Here is a 20,022-nt window from a genome sequence, read left to right on the forward strand (position 1 = left end):
GGCCCGCGTTCATGAATGTTTTCGCTCGACCAGCCCTTCGGCAAAGAGCGTGGCGACCACGAAATCGGCGGTCGTGCCGGGATTGAGGCCTCGTTCTTTCAATTTCATGTCGAATTCGGCTAATTGCGACAGCGATTTCGCGGTTGCAGCAGAAGTCCAACTCGAAATTATGCCGCGGGCTTCTTGACGCACGTCCTCACCAGCCTGCGTGCCATGCTTGCGGCTAATGTGCGTGTCGAGAAATTCCGCCAGCAGTGCCATGTGCAACGTGGTGACCGCGAGGTTTGGATCCGCTGTTGCGGCTCGGGCATCGCGCAGAACCGGCAGTGCGAAATCGAAAACATCGGAATACGTCGTGACGTAGGCGTTGGCTATGCGGTCGCGCTCGGCGGCGAGGTGCATCGCCGCGATCAGCGTCATGCGCTCGGGGTTTTCGCGGATGTCGCCTTCCTTGACGTTGCCAAGCCCGGCGGGGTTGGCGAGGCGGATCGCGGCGAAGGCGTCTTCGGCGTCGCGCTCATCGAGTTCCGATAGAATTTGGCCGAGCCGGCGACGAAGCCCCACATCGATCGTCGTTTCGCTCGCGGCTTTGGCGAGGGGCGCCGCAAGAAGCACGATACCAAGATTGGCATTCAGTCCCGTCGCGGCGACGCTCATCTCGGTGGCGCGCAGAATGCGTTGCCCGACGCTCAATGTGGGATCGGCGATCGGCCCGGCTGCGGCTGCGGCGGCGCGTTCGAAATGTGCGACCTCCATGCCGTGGCCGGCAGAATGCCGGTGCACGTTGCCGGGTTTCAGCGCATCGAGTTCAGCCCGGCACGCGGCGAGAAACGCGGCCTTTATTTCGTTCGGGGGCAGGGGCTTTCTCATATCGCATCGGCAGGCACGGCGGCGGCATGGTGCGCAACGACCGTCTTCAGGAAGTCCTCGGCGATGGCCCAGGCGATATTGATGTCGGCGACGCTTTGCAGCCCTCGCCACGCCGGGTTCGAGTTGACCTCAAGCACCTGCAGCTCGCCGTTCGCCGTGCGGATCAGATCGACACCGGCATAATCGGCATCGACGGCGCGCATCGCGGCCATCGAAATTCGCGTCATCTCGGCATCGGGAAGGTGGAGGCGGGCCTTGCCGCCCTGGTGGATGTTGGTCACCCAGTTGGCGCCGCGGCGCGTCATCGCCGCGACGACGCGATGCCGGGTTGCGAGCACCCGCCAGTCTTCAAAAACGCCGTCCTTGGCTCCGATATAGTCCTGCATGTAATACATGTGGTCGACGGCTTCAGGAACCGGAAGCTCGGCTTGCGACGAAATCAAGCCGATGCCTTTACCCTGGCTTCCGAACAGTGGCTTCATCACCAGCGTACGATCAAGCCCTTCGGTGTACTCAAGTGCATGGGGTAGCGTTTCGCAGACGCGCGTCCGCGGCGTCGGTACGCCGGCCTTGTGCAGCAAAAACGTCGTCTGGGATTTGTCGACGCACCGTTCTATGGCGCGCGCATCGTTCCACACCCGCACGCCGCTTTCGCGCAACGCATGCAAAAGCCCCAGGCGGAACGTAATCTGCTCGAGCGTTCCCGCGGAGATCGAGCGCACGAAGACGCCGTCCGGCAGTGCGCCGTCGAAGCCCGCAATATCGATTCCGGATTTAAGCGAGGTATCGAAGGCGCAATGCGGCAGCGACGAAACCGTGACGCGGGCACCCATTTCTTCGAGCGATCTGACGATGCGGCGGGCATGCCATTCGCCTCGCCCTTCTTCGATCAGAAGCGCGAGATGCAGGCCGCTGCCTAATCCCGAGACGGGCTTCGCAGGCGTTTCAACGGAAGCTCGCATCGACGATCTCCGGAGCTAGTTCGCCCGCCCGGAAGGAGTTGCCGGTCTCGACGTTCGAAACGATGACTTGAGCCGGCGAGAACAGCATCGGATCGATCTTGTAGAAGTCGCCGTTGACCGCCGCAAAGATTTCCGCGAACGGCTTGCCGTAGATGGCGCACGCGCTCGACGGCAGGTTGTCTGCGAGGCGCTTCGCGTCGGTGTCCGGCCCTTTGACGAAGAGATGGATGCGGCCGCCATAGATGATGGCGTCGTTGGTGCGTCCCATCGCCTTGACGAAATCGGGAACCGGCGGAGCGATCGGCGTCGTGCCCGTGCCGTCGAGAATGTTCTCAAGTGGGAAGTGCAGGGCATGAGCCTTGTGGATCGCGACCTCAAGAACGCGGGCGGCGATCTGAACAGTGCCGGCGAGGCTCCAGGTCGTCGCGTACAAGATCGTGAGGCCGGCCGGGACGATGCCGCAGCTCTCCGAAACTTTCGCGATCACGGCGGGCGGGGGTGCCTTATCGCCTTCGATGACGAGGGTCGCTTGCGGATAGTGGTCGACGTAGCCGAGTTCCTTGAACAGGTCCTCGACGCGCGACAGCGACCGCGCCGGGCCCGATCCGAGTGCGAAGAAGCCCGATGCTTCGTCGGTGATGGTCCAGCCGGCGTATTGGCTGGCGAGGCACGCGATGACGGGATCATTCGATGTCACGACAACGCCGAGCGGCCAATTTGCGAGCCCAGAAGATTGCGTGAAGGCGACGGTGCCGAGGCCGCCCATGCAGACTTCGCCGAGGCGGCGCCCGGCTTCAAGTCCGCCGATGGATTTGCCGCCCATATCGATCAGGCGCTCGCCGTGTTCGCCTCTCGAAACCGAAATACGCAGCGCGTCGGCATCCGCGACGATCGCATCGACAAGTTTGGCGGCGCGAGCGGAAACGCTCGGCTGTATTGCGCTTTGCATCGGATGGGAGCTCCAGTGGAGTCAGGATTTCGAGTGTCCGTATATCAGGTCTTCGAGTTCCGCCAAGCGCACTGCGGCGAGACGCTGCGCCTCATCAGCCGTCGGCGCATCGGCGAAGGCGGTGGCAAGCGGGGCACCGCGCGGAACGAACGTGCCTGGCGTGCCGCGGTCGGCGCTCCAGTCGGGCCAAGGTATGTCTCCCAAAGTTAACGGGCCTCGGTCGGCGTGCAAAACGGCCATCGCGCGCGCGGGCCGGTTTGAACGAACGGCGGCCGGCATCGGCGTGCCGAGACAAGCGGCAATGTGACCGGCGAACAATCGGCCGTGCGCGTCGTCGAGCACATCGAGGGAGGCGCCGGGTCGCGAATTGACTTCGAGCAGATGCGGCTGCCCATTCGCAACGATGAAGTCGAATGACGCCATGCCGACAAGGCCCAAGGCCGTCCCGACCTGCGACGCAGCCTCGGCAAGACGCCGGTAAAGGGATGCGTCGATCTCCGGCATCGATACCGCGCCGCCGAAGCGGAAGGGATTTTGGGTCGATGGCGAGATCCATTGCCGCGTCGGTGCGAATTCCGCGCCGCCGGGCGCGAACAGGCCGCCGATCGACAGCCGCTCGCCGGCGAGTTGTTTCTGGAAATAGCGTCGCCGTCGCGATGCAACGCCTGCACGGAAGACGCGGATGTGGCGGCCGCCGCTGCCGCCGGTGCGCTTGGTCAGCCAGGCATCCACCGGGTGGTCGGGCGGCGTCAGTCGCGTTTCGGGATGTGGAACATTCAGTTTGTCGAGGGTTGCAAAGAAGGTCGCTGGGTCCTTGCTCGCGGCGATCGTCTCAGGCGAACAGCCGAGCAACCGGAAGCGTTTGGCGAGAGACACTACGAGCCTGGGCTTGTCTTCGAAGCCGGAACCAAGGATGAGGCCAATGGGGTAAACGCGCGCGGCCGTGGCGAGCGCTTCGAGTGCGGCGACAACGGACTTGGTATTGAAGCCCCGCTGCATGGCGCCATCGACGACGCGAAAATCTGCAGCCGCTTGGCGCGTGTCGAGATCGCCGAAGGCATCGACGACGAGCGGCTCAAAGCCAGCGCGCCGGGCGGACTGCGCAAGCGCCCGCCCGGAGAATGCAGCGATTAGGACCGATTGGCCCACGACACTCTAGATGCCGACAAGCTGTTTCGCGAGCGCGTAGGCATGGCGGAAGTCGAGCATCAACGGCTTGTCGGATGCGATCATCTGCTTGAACAGACCCGACTCGCATTTGTACTTGATGTCGCCGATCGCAAGCGGGCCGACACCGAGAGCGTCGCAGCCCGGCAGCTTTTCGCCGTTCATGAACAGCTCCATGCCTTCGACGCCCGGAGGCGGCACGGCGTTGACGTCGGCGATCACCAGCAGGTTCTTCGCCAGCTGCTTGTGCTCTTTCGAGACGACCTGGACGCCGGCTGCGGCGGCCGCGAAAATCACTTCGGCATCGGCGATAATTGCGCGCTTCTGCTCCGGCGTTTCGCCGGCCACGGCATCGAGATCGACGCCGAACCGCGTCTTGGAAATATCGGCATTCTTGACTACGCGTTCCACGCCGCGATGCGCGACAAGGCGGACATCGGCCCCTTCAAGCGCGGCGATGATCGAGGACGCGAAACCGACGACGCCAGTGGCGCCGAACACGGCGACCTTGACGCCTTTCCACGACCGGTTGAACTTTTCTTTGAGAATTTTCTCGACGCAAGCAACCATCGCGGCTGCTGTCGTGAATGAGCCGGCGGGATCGGCGAATACCGAACACTCGAACGGCGGCACCATGGCTTTTTTTGCGGCGTCGAGCATATCGAGCGCCAGCAGCGCATCCTTGCCACCCATGAAAAATCCGGTACGCACGCCGTAGTTGGGGGGGCGTGAGAAAATCGCGTCTTGAATGAGACCGGTGACTTCGCCGAGTTCAACATTGATGTAGGGAACGATGACTTTGTAGCCCGCGTCGGCCGCCATGTTCACATCGAATGGACTCATATGCTTCTGTGGCGCGAGCATATGCAGGATGGGAGTGGCCTCACTCATAGTGCTTTGATCTCCATTCGTTTTTTTATTTTTTCACCGCCTCGATAGTAGCGCCCGTGTTGCGCCCCCGCGCGATCACGATGTCGAGTCGGTCGGCTTTAGCGTCTTCGATTAAAGAATGATAGAGGCGATCTGCCGCTTTTGCGCCGTCGACAAATGCGAAGCCGGTTGGACCCCATGAGCTCTGTCCGACGCCGGTCGCGCCCGCATCGCGCATACGGGAAGCCAGGCGTCCGACGGCATCGCTCGTCCACTTGCTGCCGCCCTGCTTTGAAGCGAAGTGACCGCCGACGATGTCTTGGATTTCGGTCAGCGCTGAGCCGAACGCGGCGATGTCGGCCTCCTTCATGCCGGGTACGAGCTTCATCAAAACCAAGTGGCAGATATGGGCCGCCGCGGATTGAGGAAACTCGGGCAGGTCCGCGAATGCCGTCGCTTCCGCTTCGCCCGAAACGCCGGCGCGTCCTTCATCGAGGATCAGCATGACGCGCCAGTCTTCGGGGAAGTCGGCGCGCAGCGTCAGCGGCGGCGGCGCATCGAGCGCGCCCCGTCCGCCGTCGATGATGAAACCACCGCAGGCAAACGCTGAGAGCCCGATGCCGGATCTCGCCCCGCGCTCGCCGAGCAAGGCAAGCTCGCCAGCTGAGAGGTCGCGACCTTCGAGCTTCGCCACGGCCGCTCCGATTGCGAGCGCCAGCTGGGTTCCCGAGCCGAGGCCGGCATGGGCGGGTATGGCCTCGCGTATGTCAACGGCATAACCCTGGCCATGTTGTTGGCTTGCGAATTTTTGGACGAGCGCCAGCGCACGCTCGCTTTCATAGCCGCTGGCCGAGTGCTCGCGAGCTTGCGTAAGCGTCAGGTCCGTGCTCGGATGATCGACTGCCAGCCCGATGCTCCCGTAGCGCCTGCCGATCGCGCCGTTGAGATCGAGGAATCCGAGATGCAGCCGAGCCGGCGCGATGACGCGGATTGCGGTCGAAGTCACGGGTGAAAACCTCACGAAGTATGGTCCTTTCTGCCGAAGCATTCTCAGCGGCAGCATCGGGTTTGCGTCGGCATGGCCAGGGGCGGTAGAATTTATCGACAGAACTGTCCGATAATTGGAGTGCAAGGGCAAGATGACCGCGGAACGCGAAAAACCAATGTCCGAAGCTGACGTCAAGGCGTGGCTTCAGACCAATCTTCCGTCGTGGAGGCTAGAGGACGGTTGGATCCGCCGTACCTACAAGACGTCAGGTTGGAAGGGCACACTGATGGTTATCAACACCGTCGGCCATCTCGCCGAAGCGGCTTGGCACCATCCCGACATCACCGCGTCCTATGCCTGGGTGGAAGTACGGCTGATTACCCATACCGCCAAGGGTATAACCCCCAAAGACCTCGAGCTTGCGACAAAAATCGAGTCCGTCGTTTGCTGGCAGCCAGGTAAGGAAGGCAAGGGCCTCGAGGGTACGCCGCAGGGCGATCAGAGGTTCGCCTACATCAAATATGATTGAGAACCACCGGTTCCATTGCCGAGAGGAGCAGGTTCACCAATGAAGGCGTTCGAGGCAACGCTGGCGCTCGGCTCGAATATGGGCGACCGGGTCGGCAACATTGAAGAGGCGATTGCACGACTGACAGCCGATGGAACGATCGAGCTGGTGGCACGATCGCGCCTCTATCGCACCGCGCCGTGGGGCGTCACGGATCAGGATTGGTTCGTGAATGCCTGCATTTCGATCACGACGGGCCTCTCGCCGCGCGAGCTGCTGCAACACTGCCAGGCGGTCGAGAATGGAATGGGCCGAGTACGCAAGAAGCGCTGGGGACCGCGGGTTATCGACGTCGATATTCTGACCTTTGGCGCTCTCAAGGTAAACGAGGCGGACTTGAGTATCCCGCATCCATTGATCGCGGAACGTGCCTTCGTTTTGATCCCGCTGAAGGACGTCGCGCCGGAAATGCGTATCGAAGGAGCGCCCCTCGATACACTTCTTGGCAAACTCGACTCGAGCGACGTTCAGCTTCTCGAGCCGTGAAGCGATATCACGACCGATGAAAACCAAAGCGCCGCCAAGGACCCCCTGGCGGCGCTTCAAACTACAGAACGACCGGAGGATTACTTCGCGGCCGGAAGTGTCTTCAGATACGCGATCAGATCGGCGCGATCGCCTTCATCCTTGATGCCGGCGAAGATCATATGCGTTCCTGGAACCAACTTGCTCGGGCCCTGCAGCCACTTGTCGAGGGTTGCTTCGTCCCAGGTGAGGCCGGACTTCTTCACCGCGTCGGAATAGGCAAATCCTTCGACAGATCCCGCCTTTCGGCCGACGACGCCACCCAAGTGGGGCCCGACGGCGTTCTTATCGACCTGATGGCACGCCTTGCATTTATTGAAGACCGTCTTGCCGTTCTCCGCGTCTGCAGCCATTGCCGCGGCCGGTAACCCAGCGATCATCGCGACCGCTACAATCCATTTGCGCATCTTAGTTTCCTTCCCGAATTCGTCCGAGCGACGTCGTTGAAACGCCGGCAGTCATAACTTAGCTCCGGCAAAATGACATTTTTTTTCTGAATCCCGCTTGAACAGAATGCCGCACCGTCGGTGAACCGACGCATACCGCATTGCACTCACGGTTTCTGTGTCGGGCTACTTCGCCGGAACCGGCTTGGCGGCGCTCATGCGGCGGTAGACGAATGCCGGAGGCTTCGGCACCGCACTCTCCTGCTCGGCGGCTGCGACAAATGCCGCATGATGTGGAGAGAAGCTGCAAGCCGGGTCGGTGTTTGCCGCATCTCCAGTGAAGGCCATCGCCTGGCAGCGGCAGCCACCGAAATCGATCTCGGCGCGCGGGCAGCTGCGGCAGGGCTCCTTCATCCAGCTGGTGCCGCGATATTTCTGGAAGGCCTGGCCGTTGAGCCAGATGTCGGCGAGACGTTTGTCTTTGACGTTGTCGAACTCGAGACCGGGAAGCGACTCGGCAGCATGGCAGGGCAGCACGCGACCCTGCGGCGTAACGTTCATGATCCCGCGGCCCCAGCCGCCCATGCACGGCTTCGGCGTCTTCGCGTAGTAGTCCGGAACAACGAAGTCGAACACCATGATGCCTTTGAGGCGCTCCTTCGCTTCCTCGACGATCTCGGCACTCTTCAAGACTTGAGCGCGGGTCGGCATCAGGCTTGCGCGGTTCTTTAGCGCCCAGGCGTAATACTGAATGTTTGCAACCTCGATGCGTCCGGCGCCCAGCTCGACCGCGAAGTTGATGATGTTCGGCAGGTTTTCGATATTGAGGCGGTGGATCGGCGCATTGATGGTGAGCGGCATATCCAGTTCGCGCACCCATTTGCCGAGCTGACGCTTTTTGGCGAGGCCGTCCTTGTACGACGAAATTTTCTCTGCGTTGGCTTCGTCGACGTCCTGAATCGATAGCTGGACGTGATCGAGGCCAAGGTCCTTCAGCTTCTTCAGTCGGTCGCGGGTCAGCGTCACGCCCGCCGTGATCAGGTTTGTGTAGAGGCCCGCCTTGGCCGCAACCTCGACGATGTCCTCCAGATCTTTTCTGACGGTTGGTTCGCCGCCCGACAGATGGATTTGCAGGATGCCGAGTTCGGCTGCCTGGCGCATGACGTCCTGCCATTCGGCAGTCGTCAGCTCGGTGTTGACTCGCTCGAGCTCAAGCGGGTTCGAACAGTAGGGACACTGCAACGGACAGCGATGCGTAAGCTCAGCCAGCAGCCCGACCGGGGCGCGCGCGCAAGCTGCTTCCACGGGTGAGTTGGAGAACTGCTCCATCGGCGCTATTTCGTTCATAACGTCAGCTCCGTTGCGTCCCAGTTTTCTAGGCTTTTACGACGCCCTTATCTGAGAGTTCCTGCAGCATAGATATAGTGTCTGTAAGGATCTCTTGCAGCGGCGCGTTATAGTCTTTTGCAAGCTCGTTTGCGATTTGCTCGACCGTTCTCACGCCATCACAACGCTTCAAGATTTCGATAGCGATCGGGTCGGGCTCGAATACGCGTTCAGGCGCCAGCACATGCCAACGGCCGCGACCCGCATCGTGGCGAAACTTGATGTGCGGCGGCATCGCCGGCTGCGATGCAGGCGTGATGATCGTGCGGGTGCGAGGCGTTGCTTCGGCGTTCATGCTCATGCCTCCGGCCGGAAAGCGCCCGGCGGAACGTTGCCGTTGACGTAGGCGTGATAGAGCGCGTCGAGCTGAACCCAGAGCACATTGCATTTGAAGCGCACGGCTTCGACGCAGGCTTCCTGCTCGTCTCGCGTCCTGGCATTCTTCAAGACGTACTGCAGCGCGAATTCCGCGTCGCCCGGGGCTTGCGTCAAGCGGCGCTTGAAATAGGCCATCACCTTGTCGTCGATGAAATCATAATTCTCGAGCATGCCGGAGATGCGTTCTTTGTGGATTTTCGGCGCAAAGAGTTCGGTCAGCGACGAGGCAACGGCGATCGTCAGAGGTTGTTCGCGGACGAACGTGACATAGGATTCAACCGCGAAGACCGTGGCGGGCAGCGCCCCACGGCGCGACACGACATATTCGCGATCGAGCCCCAGGCCGTCGGTCAAAACGAGCCAGCGTTCGATGCCGCCGGGCTCGTCGGGTGGCAGGCCGTCATGATCGAGAAGGCGATGGGTCCAGGCGCGACGCAGTTCGCGGTCATGCACGCGGCTGATCAGTGCTGCGTCTTTGCGGGGCACTGCCGCTTGATAGCAGTAGCGGTTGAGGGCCCAGGCCTGCACTTGGCCCTTGTTCAGCTTGCCGCCGTGCAGCAGGTGATGGAAGGGATGAAGATCGTGATAGCGCTCCGGCCCCACTGCGCGGATCGCGGCTTCGAAATCGGCCGTCGGCATTGGCGGCTCGTTGCCCCGAAGCTCGGCATTTTTTTTCTCGAGACTGACCGGGTTCATACGCGGACCTCCATGCCATCAAAGCCGACTTCCCAACCTGCGGCCTCGACAAATTTACGGGCTTCAGAGTTCTCGTCCAGGATCGGGTTCGAATTGTTAATATGCACGTATATTCGGCGTTTTACATTGAGTGGGCGCAAAGTCTCGACCGACCCGTTGGGTCCTGAAACAGAAATATGGCCCATTCGTTTGCCCGTTTTGCTCGAAAGCCCCTGGCTGACCATCTCATCATCGGTGAAAAGCGTGCCGTCGAGGAAGATGAGTTCGGCGTCGCGGATGCGGTCGGCGAGCGGCGTATCGATCTCGGCGCAGCCCGGAATATAAAAGAATGCTTTGCCGGTCTTTGCGTCGGTGATCTTGAGACCGATCGTGTCGCCGTCGCGGCTTCCGAAATTGCTGCCCGCGTCGCCCTTTTCGAGGAATAACGCGACCTTGCCCGGCACTGCGAACGCTTCGACCGTCAGGCCGAGATCGACGCCGGCGCCGTCGAGGCGCGTCGGCTTATCGAGTTCGAATACGATGCGCGGCACCACGTCCGGAGCGCAGACGTTGAAGATCGAATTAGCGTTGAGCGTTGCCAGTACGCGATCCGACCCGTAGATCGAGAAAGGCTGGCCTTCGCGCAAGCTGATGAGGCCGGTGATATGGTCGACGTCGGCGTTGGTGACGACAACGGCCTTGATCGGCGAATTACGCTGCGCACCCGATTTGACAGGATGCAGTTCCGGCGTCTCGTTGATCTGCTGGCGGATGTCGGGTGAGGCATTGAGCAATACCCAGCTCGCGCCGTCCGCAGAAACGGCGAGCGAAGATTGCAGCCTTGCTTTGTATCCCGCGATGCCGGCGCGCACGTTGGCTGAGTGCAGGCCATTGCAGTTCCACTGCGGGAATCCACCCCCAGCGGCGGACCCGAGAACTTTTATGATCATCTGTTTGATATGGTTACGCGACCCGGATCGCCGAAGCCGGTGGCGCTCTCATTTTTTCGAGAGGTTAAACGGCTGCGGCGGCCGATGAGCCCATCGACCGCCGCGCCGCTGTCTCACAAATTTAGCGAGACCGAAGACATCAAAACTTAGATGAGGTCGATTTCGGCCGGCAGGTAGCTCGTGACTTCGAGGCCAACTTCCTGCTCGCGAACTTCGGGCTTCGTCCAGATCTTCATAGTGTTTCCTCCAAAGCGGTAAGCTGCTTTCCATTCCTGCAAGCCCCGCCGAGGGCCCACCCGATTGGTGCAGACACTTTCTTGTGCGAGCACCAATCTGCGGATCGGCCAATTAAAGTCAAGGCCGCCGCGTTCTCCTCTAGAGACCACAGTCGTCGGCAACTTTTCAAATCAAGGTGCTTCACGTCTGCGTGTGAGTGGTGGCGAGGTGAGGGCGATGAGGTTCGGCAATGACGCCCTCTTGAGCGGCCTCGCGACTCGTTCAGAGTTCGTTGGATGATTTTTGTAAGTGCAACACGTCCGTAAAGTCGCCCAAACTGCCCACTTCCCAGAATCGCGGCCGGCCCGTTCGGCAGTCCGAAACCCCGCCTGAGCGCGGAACATTAGAAAATATTATCACATTTGGGGTAGAATGACGCAGATATGTAGAAAAATCTTCCAAATTGGTCTATCAACACTGCATATAGGGGTGCGGGCGAACGGATGGGTCAATGCATGCCGACCCTGGGGGTTAAAGTGACCTGCTAATGATAGAGCTTCAAACATTGCTTGTTCGGCCTCGCGAGGCGAACCGGCTTGGGATTTTCCCGGTCATTAAATGCGCACGTCACCGGCGTGTTGAGCATGCCGGTCTCAAGTCTTTCTGGGAGAGCCTTCTGTGACCGTGACACCACTGCTTCCGCGAAATGCACCGTTCTTGCCGGAAGACATCGATATGCTGAATAAGGTCGTTGCTAGGACAACTCCGCAGCAACGCTCCTGGCTGGCAGGTTTCTTCGCGGGTTTTGAGGCCGCCCTGGGCGGCGGCGCGCTGCCAGCGGCCGCGCCGGTGGCGAAACCACGGGCCCCACTGACGATCCTATACGCTAGCGAAAGCGGTAACTCTGAAGCGCTCGCCAACAAGGCGAAGAAAGTCGCTCAGAAGAACGGTCTCGACGCCAAAGTCTTCGATATGGCCGATGCTGACTTGACGCTCCTCGCCAAGGCAAAAAACCTCGTTGTCTACGCCGCGACGTGGGGCGAGGGCGATCCGCCATCCCGCGCCGCCGACTTCTATCAGGCATTGATGAGCGATAAGGCGCCGCGTCTCGATGGCGTGCGTTTTGCGGTCCTGGCGCTCGGCGACACGGCCTACGTCAATTTCTGCGGGGTTGGGAAGGCCATCGACGCGCGGCTCGAAGAACTGGGTGCTTCGCGCGCTGCTGATCGTGTCGATCTCGATCTCGATTATGCCAAGCAGGCGGCCGAATGGACTGAAGGCGCGCTCGCCAAGCTGGCGCCGCCTGAGACAGCGCCGGCAGGCGGCACCGTCGTGCATGTCGATTTCGGCGGTGCAGCCGGTCAACTCGACGATGACGAGCCGCAGTTTACCGACGAGCGCCCCCTCGAAGCAGAAATTTCGGCCCTGGTGAATTTGAATGGTACGGGGTCGACGCGCGAGACGTGGCACGCCGAATTCGCATTCGATACGCCTGCGTTCAGTTATCAGCCCGGCGACGCCATTGGACTTGTGCCTGAGAACGATCCTTTGCTCGTCGACGAACTGTTGAAAACCGTCGGCCTCGGTTCGGACGCGGCGCTGCTGCTCAAGCTGCAGAAATCCTACGACGTGACGACGCTGTCGCGATCGCTGGTTGAAAATTATGCAAAGGTCACCGGCCGTGGCGACGTCAAGGCGTTGCTCGAAGGCGAGGCCTATCCGAAGTTTGCCGCCGACCGTCAGCTCATCGATCTCTTCGAAGCCTATCCCGAGAAGTTGACGGCCGACCAGTTGACTGGCTTGCTGCGGCCGCTTCCGGGCCGGCTCTACTCGGTTGCTTCGAGCCTCAAGGCGCATCCGGGCGAAGCCCATCTTCTGGTTGGGGCGGTGCGCTGGGAATCACACGGCAAGGTGCGCAAGGGCGTCTCGTCCACCTATCTCGGCGAGCGGCGCAAGGTCGGCACGACGGCGCGGCTCTACGTCAAGCCGAACCGGCACTTCCGCCTGCCGCCCGACGGCCATACGCCGATCATCATGATCGGCGCCGGAACCGGCGTTGCGCCTTACAGGGCGTTTGTCGAAGAGCGCGTTGCAACCGGATCGAAGGGCAAGAGCTGGCTGTTCTTCGGCGAGCGCAACTTCACCAACGACTTTCTCTATCAGCTCGAATGGCAGGATTACCTGGGGTCCGGGGATCTTTCCAGAATTGACGTTGCATTCTCGCGTGATCAGCCGGAAAAGATCTACGTTCAGCATCGCTTGTGGGAACGGCGCGCGGAGCTGCAGAATTGGCTTCAGGACGGCGCTCATCTTTACGTTTGCGGTGACGAGAAGGGCATGGCCAAGGATGTCGACGCGACGCTCGTAAAGATACTCGCCGAGCAGGCAAAGGGCGACGAAGAGGCGGGCCGCGCCAAACTGAAAGAACTGACCAAGGCCGGGCGCTATCAGCGCGACGTGTATTAAGCCGGGCCGGTTCAACTTAAATCACAGACAACGGCCAGGGCCGATTTGGTCCCACGAGGACGGCAATGACGGACGATAAGCCATCTAAAAGCGAATTTATGAAAGAGAAGAGCCGGTTCCTTCGCGGCACGATCGCCGAAGGGCTGACGCACGTCGAGTCGGGAGCGATCTCGGAAGACGATTTCCAGCTGTTGAAGTTTCACGGCTCATACATGCAGGACGACCGCGACGTGCGCGGCGAGCGATCGAAGAAGAAGCTCGACAAGGCATATATGTTCATGATCCGGCTGCGGATCCCCGGCGGCTTCGTCAAGCCGGCGCAGTGGCGGCAGCTCGACGATATCGCGATGAAGTATGGCAACCATTCGCTGCGCATCACGACGCGTGCCACGTTCCAATTGCATGGCGTCATCAAATCGAACCTCAAACGCACGATGCAGGGGATTAGTGCCGCTTGCTTGGACACCATCGCGGCGTGCGGCGACGTCACTCGCGGCGTCATGTCGGTCGCAAATCCCTACCTTTCGAAGGTTCATCAGGAAGCCTACGAGCTGGCGCAGCGAACCAGCAATCACATGCTGCCGAAAACCGGCGCCTATCACGAGATCTGGCTGGATGGAGAGCAGATCGTCGGCAAGGAGCTCGCGACGGCCGAAAGCGAACCGATTTATGGTCCGCGTTATCTGCCGCGCAAATTCAAGTTCGTCTTCGCGGTACCGCCCGACAACGACGTCGACGTCTTCGCGCATGATTGCGGTTTCATCGCCATCGTCGAAAACGGCAAGCTCGTTGGCTGGAATGTCACCGTCGGCGGCGGCATGGGCATGACGCACGGCGTGGTGGAAACATTTCCGCGCCTCGGCGATGTGCTGGGGTTCTGCCCGCATGACAAGGTGATCGAGGTTGCCGAAAAGATTTTGACGGTGCAGCGCGATTGGGGCAACCGGTCCAATCGGGCGCGGGCGCGCCTCAAGTACACGATCGAAGACCGCGGGCTCGACAATTTCCGCACCGAGGTCGAAAAGCGCCTTGGTTTTCCTTTAGGCGCACCGCGGCCGTATAAATTTGAACGCACCGGCGACTTCATCGGCTGGCGCCAGGGCCAGGACAAGAAGAAATGGCATCTGACGCTTTACATCGAGAGCGGCCGCATCAAGGACACGCCGCAGCATAAATTGCGATCGGCGATCCGCGAGATCGCGGACCTCGATATCTGCGATTTCGTGATGACGGCAAATCAGAACCTCGTCTTCGCGAACGTCAGCGCCCGTTCGAAGGTCAAGATCGAGCAGATACTCGCCGCCCATAACGTATCGCTCGCGACATCGTCCGGTCTGCGCCGCAACAGCATCGCGTGCGTGGCTCTGCCGACGTGCGCGCTGGCTCTCGCCGAAAGCGAACGATACTTCCCGACGTTGCTGACGAAGATAGAAGACATCCTGGATAAGGCAGGATTACGGGAGGATGAGATCGTCATTCGCATGACCGGCTGCCCGAATGGTTGCGGACGGCCGTATCTCGCTGAAATCGGCTTTGTTGGCCGCTCGCCCGGTCTCTACAATCTTTATCTCGGCGCGGCTTTTGACGGCACGCGCATGAACAAGCTCTACGCTCAGGATGTCGATGAAGCCCGCGCGCTGGCATTGCTCGATCCGATCCTTTGCCGCTACGCCAAGGAGCGGAACGAGGGCGAGCGTTTCGGTGATTTCACCATCCGTGCCGGCTATGTGAAGCCGACGCTCGTCAGCAATCAATTTCACGCTGACGTCACGCTCGCCTGATAGCTTCCCATCGCGCCTGGCGATCAGCGTTTCACGAGCCGGCTGAGCGCGGGACCCTCACTCCAACATGAAGTGAGGAATGTCCTGGACCAGGGCATCGATGACCATTCCGCCCGAATCGAACGCGCGGCTGGTGGCGGTCTTTCCCTTACTCCATGGCCGGGGCACGACCCGGCCATCCAGAGCTAAGTGAAAAATCTCGACGTGCTGTCCTGGATAGCCGCCTCTGAGGGCGGCCATGACGTGAAGGGTAGCGACGGCGTTTGATTTCAGATTCTTTGCCACAGTGAATAGGCGGCGAAACATAGGATCACCGAAAGGCAGATCCTGAGCATCCAGTCCGGCAGGATGCCGGTGAGACGCGAGCCGATGGCGATGCCGGGCAGCGAACCCGCGAGCAATAGGCCGAGCAGCACGAAACTCGTATTCCCAATCGACATGTGACCAAGGCCTGAGACGAGCGTCAGCGGCACGGCGTGGACGATGTCGGTGCCGATCAGGCGGCGTGTCTTCAGCGTCGGATAGAGCAACGTCAAAATCACGACACCGATGGCTCCCGCGCCAACCGACGTCAGCGTCACGACGGAGCCGAGGACGAGCCCGAGCGCCAGTGTCGGCAAGCGGCGGACGGGCACGTTCGTCGGCTCGACGGCCTGCGAACCACCACGCGTGACGAGCGGATAGACCAGTATTGCGACAGAGCTGATCAGTAGCGCCGCAACGAGTGCTTCCTTGATGAATAGGCCCATTGCTGCCGTATCGGGATCGAGATACCGAAGCAGCGCCAGCATCGCGAGCGACCCAGGCACGCTGCCGGTTGCGAGCCACCCGACAAGCCGCCAATTGACATTGCCGAAGGTGTGATGCGGCCAGGCGGCGGATGCTTTCGTAATCGACGCGAAGAGGAGATCGGTTCCCACCGCCAGCGTCGGCGATACGCCGATCTTTGCGATCAGGAACGGCGTCATCAGCGATCCCGCGCCGACGCCCGTCATTCCGACCAGGAATCCGACGACGAAGCCGCCCAAAATGACCATCGGCCATAAAATTTGAAGATCAAATTCGGGCATTACATTCCGTACTGGCGGGGACGTGATGACGTACGCGAGAACAGCCGCTTCCGCAATTGCAGAAATTCTCGTGTCGATGTTGGCGGAAGCTGACGCGCAGGCTGTAGACTGATACGAAAGTTTGCTTGCGCGATGCTGTGGCTAGAGACCCGGGTCCATCCCATCGTCGATTGGCGGTGGTGGCTCGATGGCAACGGGAACACCGGCAGACCGAAGGATGATTGCCACCTCGTTGGCGCGGCGCATGAACTCCTCGCGGTCTCTCGAACTCATCGACAGATCGCGATTTATGCCATTGGCCAGCATGTCCCGCTTCAGCACGAAGTGACCCTCGAGGGGCGCCTCCGCCTTGGCGTTGACTGCGGTGGCGATGCCACCGGCAACGGTCGCGCCCGAAACGGAATCGACAAGCAGCAGCGTTCCGGTCTCCGGCGTCTCCGAGAAAACGTCGATGGCAGCCGCGCGCCCGAGAGAAATTTTTGCGATTGCGATATCGTTTGCCGCGCAGCCGCGCGCCGGGTTCGAAGCCATCGTTTCAAGATCGAGCAGCGCCTTGATTTCGATGTTCGAGACGGGAATGAGATCGGTCGACGTGCGCAGCAGATAGCCGGCCGCCGGGCTGAATGCGTCCTCCGAAAGCCAGACAAAACGCGCTTCGATGGTCTGCGCCGCTACGGGCCGCATCTCGGGAGACGAGAGGACAGCCCCGCGCGACACGTCGATATCGACGTCGAGCTGCAGCGCGATCGCCTGTCCGGCAGACGCGCTTTCGAGATCGCCACTCATCGTCGCTATGCGCACAACCTTGCCGCCGGCGCCGCTCAAAGCGTCTGCGACTAGGTCGCCGATCTTGACCGAGCCTGAAGTGACAGTACCCGCGAGCCCGCGAAAATCCTGTCCGTCGCGCAGCACGGTCTGCACCGGCAGGCGGAACACCGATCCAGCTTCGCTCGTCCGGCTCGGCACCTTTTCAAGATGCTGGATGAGCGTCGATCCAGTGTACCAATTCATGTTCTTCGACGCCGTCGACACGTTGTCGCCGAAAACAGCAGAGAGAGGGATGGCTGTCGCGTCCCAGAAGTTGAATTTCCAGCAGAGCGTGCGGAAGTCGGCCTCGATCTTACGGAACACGTCCTGCGACCAGCCGACGAGATCCATCTTGTTGACGGCAAGTACGACGTGTTTGACGCCGACCAGATCGAGGATCGCAGCGTGCCGCTTGGTTTGTTTTTTGACGCCGGAGCGCGCGTCGACGAGCACGATCGCAACGTCCGCGTGGGAAGCTCCCGACGCCATGTTGCGCGTGTACTGCTCGTGACCTGGTGAATCGATGATGACGAAGCGGCGCGTGTCGGTGTCGAAATACTTCCACGCGATGTCGATCGTAATACCCTGCTCGCGTTCGGCGACGAGACCATCGAGCAGCATCGAGAAATCCGGAAGGTCGGTTCCTGCCGCCTTGCGACCTGAGCGGCGCACGCTCTCGCGCTGATCCTCGTAAAGATCGGAAGCATCCCACAGCATGCGCCCGATCAGCGTCGACTTGCCGTCGTCGACCGAGCCGCACGTCAACAAATGGACGATGCCACCGAGCTCGCGCACGAGGTTCGGAACGACCTCAAGCGGCGTTACGCGGGGCGCAGACTTGGCTTTAGGCAACGTATGCACCGTCATCAGAAGTAGCCTTCCTGCTTTTTCTTCTCCATCGCGCCGACTTGATCATGGTCGATGAGCCGGCCCTCGCGCTCCGACGTCTGCGCATTCACGGTTTCTGCGACAACGGCTTCAATCGTGTCGGCGTCGGATTCGACGGCCGCGGTCAGCGGGTAATCTCCGAGTGTACGAAAGCGTATTTTGCGCATCACGACTTCTTCGTTCGCCTTGGGCTGCAGCCGCGCATCGTCCTGCATCAGCAGCTGGCCATTGCGCAGGATCGTCGGCCGCTCGGCGGCGAAGTACAGCGGCACGACTTCGAGCTTTTCACGCAGGATGTAGCGCCAGATGTCCTTCTCGGTCCAATTCGACAACGGGAAAACGCGCACCGTCTCGCCGGTGCCAAGGCGGCCGTTCAACAGGTGCCACATCTCGGGGCGTTGCCGGCGCGGATCCCAGCGATGGCCGGAAGCGCGGAACGAGAACACGCGTTCCTTGGCACGGCTCGCTTCTTCATCGCGGCGAGCCCCGCCGAACGCGGCGTCGAAAGCGTATTTGTCGAGGGCCTGTTTCAACGCCTGCGTTTTCAAGACGTCGGTGTGGATCGACGGCGCATGATCGATCGGATTGATGCCGCGCCGGATGCCGTCTTCATTCGTGTGGACGATGAGGTCGAGGCCGAGCTGCTTCGCCGTTCTGTTGCGGAACGCGATCATCTCCTTGAACTTCCAAGTCGTGTCGACGTGGAGCAACGGAAACGGCAGAGCCTGCGGAAAGAATGCTTTCCTCGCAAGGTGCAGCAGGACTGTAGAATCCTTGCCGATCGAATAGAGCAGCACGGGCTTGCGGAACTGCGCCGCCGCCTCGCGAAAAATATGGATGCTCTCCGCTTCGAGGAGATCGAGATGGGAAGGCGAAACCGTCATGCGGCGCGGTCCTCTGGTTCAAATCCCGGATCTTCGGCCTGTGTGTGCAGTCCGCATTCCCTGGCGTTCTCGTTTTCCCACCACCAGCGGCCCGCACGTATATCTTCGCCGGGCTTAATGGCGCGTGTGCACGGCTGGCAGCCGATGGACGGGTAGCCCTTGGCGTGAAGCGCGTTGATCGGAATTTCGTTGGTCGCGACGTAGCTTTCGAGATCGGCCAAGGTCCAGTCGGCGATCGGGTTCAGCTTGATGAGTTTCTGCGTCGCATCATAGGTGGCGAACGGAACGTGCGACCGGCCTTGCGATTGCTCGCGTCTGAGGCCCGTGACCCAGCCTGCCGCACCTTTGAGTGCCCGGTTGAGCGGATGAACTTTGCGAACCTCGCAGCACGCCTTGCGGGCTTCGACCGAATAGCGAAAGCCGTAGATGCCATCATTCGCGACGAGCTCTTCGACCTCGCGGGCATCAGGAAACATGACGCGAATTTTGATGCCGTACTTGCCTTCGGTCTCGAACAGCGTGTCGAGCGTTTCGGGGAAGTGCCGCCCCGTGTCGAGGGTGAAGATATCGATCGCCGTGCCGCTCGTCGCGATGGCGTGAGTGATCGCCTGATCCTCGATGCCGAGGCTCGACGAAAGCGCAACCGGCCCGTCAATGGCGGCGCGAATGGCGACAACCCGATCTTCGAGAGTCGTCAGGGCAGCGAGCTTGTGATCGAGATCCGAGGCGAGCGTTTGCTGCGACGCGGTATACGCATCGGCCTGCGCCTCGCGGTGAGCGGGCGCGGATGCTTCGAATAAAATCATCGAGAACCTCCGACTGCCGATACATAGGAGTAAATCTTTCTCCTGAGAAGCCATTTATAACACAGAAATAGGATATTATTTCTTAATCTCAGCGCGGATGGCATTTTTGCAGCTCCGCCGACCGACGAAATAAAAATCCCGTCCTGGCGTTTTTTACTACTTTAATTCGCGCGTCGCGAGCCACGCAAGCAAACCTGTTGCGGCGACGGCCGCCGTCGCGAACGTTGCCTGCAGCAAATAGCCGCCAGTCGGCGCTTCCCAGTCGAGCATTTCGCCCGCAACGAAGGTGCCGGGTCGTGTTCTGAGCATCAAACGGTCGTCCACGCCGCCCCAGCCGACGCCGCCGGCCGTCGAAATCGCCCGCTCGATACCTTCGAGACCGGTGACGCAAAGGGGCAAGGCTTTGATGCGCGCCGCCAGCGCCTCGGCA

The 20,022-nt window shown here is 60.8% G+C and carries 21 protein-coding genes; 4 read left to right on the forward strand and 17 right to left on the reverse strand.

Annotation, left to right across the window (positions count from 1 at the left end; genetic code table 11):
* Positions 1-9 precede the first annotated feature (9 nt).
* Genes VN623_RS04360 through VN623_RS04385 form a run of 6 tightly spaced genes read right to left on the reverse strand, consistent with a single transcriptional unit; the run spans position 10 to position 5,866 of the window.
* Positions 10-870, reverse strand: a complete 861-nt coding sequence (locus VN623_RS04360) for a triphosphoribosyl-dephospho-CoA synthase (protein ID WP_325568507.1) — start codon at positions 868-870, stop codon at positions 10-12.
* Positions 867-1,832 carry a RimK family alpha-L-glutamate ligase gene (locus tag VN623_RS04365; RefSeq protein WP_325568509.1) on the reverse strand — a complete coding sequence of 322 codons (966 nt, stop codon included), beginning with the start codon at positions 1,830-1,832 and terminating at the stop codon, positions 867-869. The genes VN623_RS04360 and VN623_RS04365 overlap by 4 nt, the downstream gene beginning before the upstream one ends.
* On the reverse strand, positions 1,816-2,781 hold the full coding sequence (gene mch, locus VN623_RS04370; RefSeq protein ID WP_325568511.1) for a methenyltetrahydromethanopterin cyclohydrolase: 966 nt from the start codon (positions 2,779-2,781) through the stop codon (positions 1,816-1,818). Before mch ends, VN623_RS04365 begins: the two co-directional genes overlap by 17 nt.
* A 21-nt stretch (positions 2,782-2,802) precedes the next feature.
* The gene (locus tag VN623_RS04375) at positions 2,803-3,930 is read right to left on the reverse strand and encodes an ATP-grasp domain-containing protein (RefSeq protein ID WP_325568513.1); all 1,128 of its coding nucleotides are present in this window, start codon (positions 3,928-3,930) and stop codon (positions 2,803-2,805) included.
* A 6-nt stretch (positions 3,931-3,936) separates the two neighbouring features.
* A complete protein-coding gene (locus tag VN623_RS04380; RefSeq protein WP_325568515.1) occupies positions 3,937-4,839 on the reverse strand; it encodes an NAD(P)-dependent methylenetetrahydromethanopterin dehydrogenase in 903 nt (300 codons plus the stop codon).
* Between the two features lie 25 nt (positions 4,840-4,864).
* Complete coding sequence (locus VN623_RS04385) at positions 4,865-5,866, reverse strand: beta-ribofuranosylaminobenzene 5'-phosphate synthase family protein (RefSeq protein WP_414653163.1); 1,002 nt, start codon at positions 5,864-5,866, stop codon at positions 4,865-4,867.
* Positions 5,867-5,957: 91 nt separating this feature from the next.
* On the opposite strand from VN623_RS04385, the gene VN623_RS04390 reads away from it, so the two are divergent.
* Together VN623_RS04390 and folK are read left to right on the forward strand one after the other, a co-directional pair.
* Positions 5,958-6,335, forward strand: a complete 378-nt coding sequence (locus VN623_RS04390) for a 4a-hydroxytetrahydrobiopterin dehydratase (protein ID WP_325568519.1) — start codon at positions 5,958-5,960, stop codon at positions 6,333-6,335.
* Between the two features lie 39 nt (positions 6,336-6,374).
* The gene (folK, locus tag VN623_RS04395) at positions 6,375-6,860 is read left to right on the forward strand and encodes a 2-amino-4-hydroxy-6-hydroxymethyldihydropteridine diphosphokinase (protein WP_325568521.1); all 486 of its coding nucleotides are present in this window, start codon (positions 6,375-6,377) and stop codon (positions 6,858-6,860) included.
* Between the two features lie 80 nt (positions 6,861-6,940).
* On the opposite strand, the gene VN623_RS04400 is transcribed toward folK, so the two are convergent.
* The 6 genes from VN623_RS04400 to pqqA all read right to left on the reverse strand — a co-directional run bounded on the left by VN623_RS04400 (position 6,941) and on the right by pqqA (position 10,910).
* Positions 6,941-7,306 (reverse strand): cytochrome c family protein, encoded by a 366-nt coding sequence (locus tag VN623_RS04400; protein WP_325568522.1) that lies wholly within the window; start codon positions 7,304-7,306, stop codon positions 6,941-6,943.
* Positions 7,307-7,471: 165 nt separating this feature from the next.
* Entirely contained in the window at positions 7,472-8,632 is a 1,161-nt protein-coding gene (gene pqqE, locus VN623_RS04405) for a pyrroloquinoline quinone biosynthesis protein PqqE (RefSeq protein ID WP_325568524.1), read from the reverse strand.
* A 28-nt stretch (positions 8,633-8,660) separates the two neighbouring features.
* Positions 8,661-8,966 (reverse strand): pyrroloquinoline quinone biosynthesis peptide chaperone PqqD, encoded by a 306-nt coding sequence (pqqD, locus tag VN623_RS04410; protein WP_325568526.1) that lies wholly within the window; start codon positions 8,964-8,966, stop codon positions 8,661-8,663.
* Positions 8,967-8,968: 2 nt separating this feature from the next.
* Entirely contained in the window at positions 8,969-9,745 is a 777-nt protein-coding gene (gene pqqC, locus VN623_RS04415; protein WP_325568528.1) for a pyrroloquinoline-quinone synthase PqqC, read from the reverse strand.
* Positions 9,742-10,674, reverse strand: coding sequence for a pyrroloquinoline quinone biosynthesis protein PqqB (pqqB, locus tag VN623_RS04420; RefSeq protein WP_325568530.1), 933 nt, complete (start codon positions 10,672-10,674; stop codon positions 9,742-9,744). Before pqqB ends, pqqC begins: the two co-directional genes overlap by 4 nt.
* Positions 10,675-10,820: 146 nt before the next feature.
* Positions 10,821-10,910 carry a pyrroloquinoline quinone precursor peptide PqqA gene (gene pqqA, locus VN623_RS04425; protein ID WP_181338038.1) on the reverse strand — a complete coding sequence of 30 codons (90 nt, stop codon included), beginning with the start codon at positions 10,908-10,910 and terminating at the stop codon, positions 10,821-10,823.
* Between the two features lie 658 nt (positions 10,911-11,568).
* Here pqqA and VN623_RS04430 point away from each other — a divergent pair.
* Positions 11,569-13,356: a diflavin oxidoreductase gene (locus VN623_RS04430; protein ID WP_325568533.1), complete on the forward strand. Its 1,788-nt coding sequence runs from the start codon at positions 11,569-11,571 to the stop codon at positions 13,354-13,356.
* 65 nt (positions 13,357-13,421) lie between these two features.
* Entirely contained in the window at positions 13,422-15,137 is a 1,716-nt protein-coding gene (locus tag VN623_RS04435) for an NADPH-dependent assimilatory sulfite reductase hemoprotein subunit (RefSeq protein ID WP_325568535.1), read from the forward strand.
* A gap of 269 nt (positions 15,138-15,406) precedes the next feature.
* Here VN623_RS04435 and VN623_RS04440 read toward each other — a convergent pair whose 3' ends face one another.
* From VN623_RS04440 to VN623_RS04460, 5 genes are all read right to left on the reverse strand, one after another.
* Entirely contained in the window at positions 15,407-16,207 is an 801-nt protein-coding gene (locus tag VN623_RS04440) for a sulfite exporter TauE/SafE family protein (protein ID WP_325568537.1), read from the reverse strand.
* 141 nt (positions 16,208-16,348) lie between these two features.
* Positions 16,349-17,881, reverse strand: a complete 1,533-nt coding sequence (locus tag VN623_RS04445) for a GTP-binding protein (RefSeq protein WP_325568539.1) — start codon at positions 17,879-17,881, stop codon at positions 16,349-16,351.
* Positions 17,881-18,786 carry a sulfate adenylyltransferase subunit CysD gene (gene cysD / locus VN623_RS04450; RefSeq protein WP_325568541.1) on the reverse strand — a complete coding sequence of 302 codons (906 nt, stop codon included), beginning with the start codon at positions 18,784-18,786 and terminating at the stop codon, positions 17,881-17,883. The genes VN623_RS04445 and cysD overlap by 1 nt, the downstream gene beginning before the upstream one ends.
* Positions 18,783-19,592: a phosphoadenylyl-sulfate reductase gene (locus tag VN623_RS04455; protein ID WP_325568543.1), complete on the reverse strand. Its 810-nt coding sequence runs from the start codon at positions 19,590-19,592 to the stop codon at positions 18,783-18,785. The genes cysD and VN623_RS04455 overlap by 4 nt, the downstream gene beginning before the upstream one ends.
* A gap of 156 nt (positions 19,593-19,748) precedes the next feature.
* Positions 19,749-20,022: NAD(P)/FAD-dependent oxidoreductase (locus VN623_RS04460; RefSeq protein ID WP_325568545.1), on the reverse strand; the 274-nt coding region annotated here is incomplete at its 5' end.

Origin of the sequence: Hyphomicrobium sp., assembly GCF_035572195.1 — a bacterium.
In the GTDB taxonomy this organism is placed as follows: domain Bacteria; phylum Pseudomonadota; class Alphaproteobacteria; order Rhizobiales; family Hyphomicrobiaceae; genus Hyphomicrobium_B.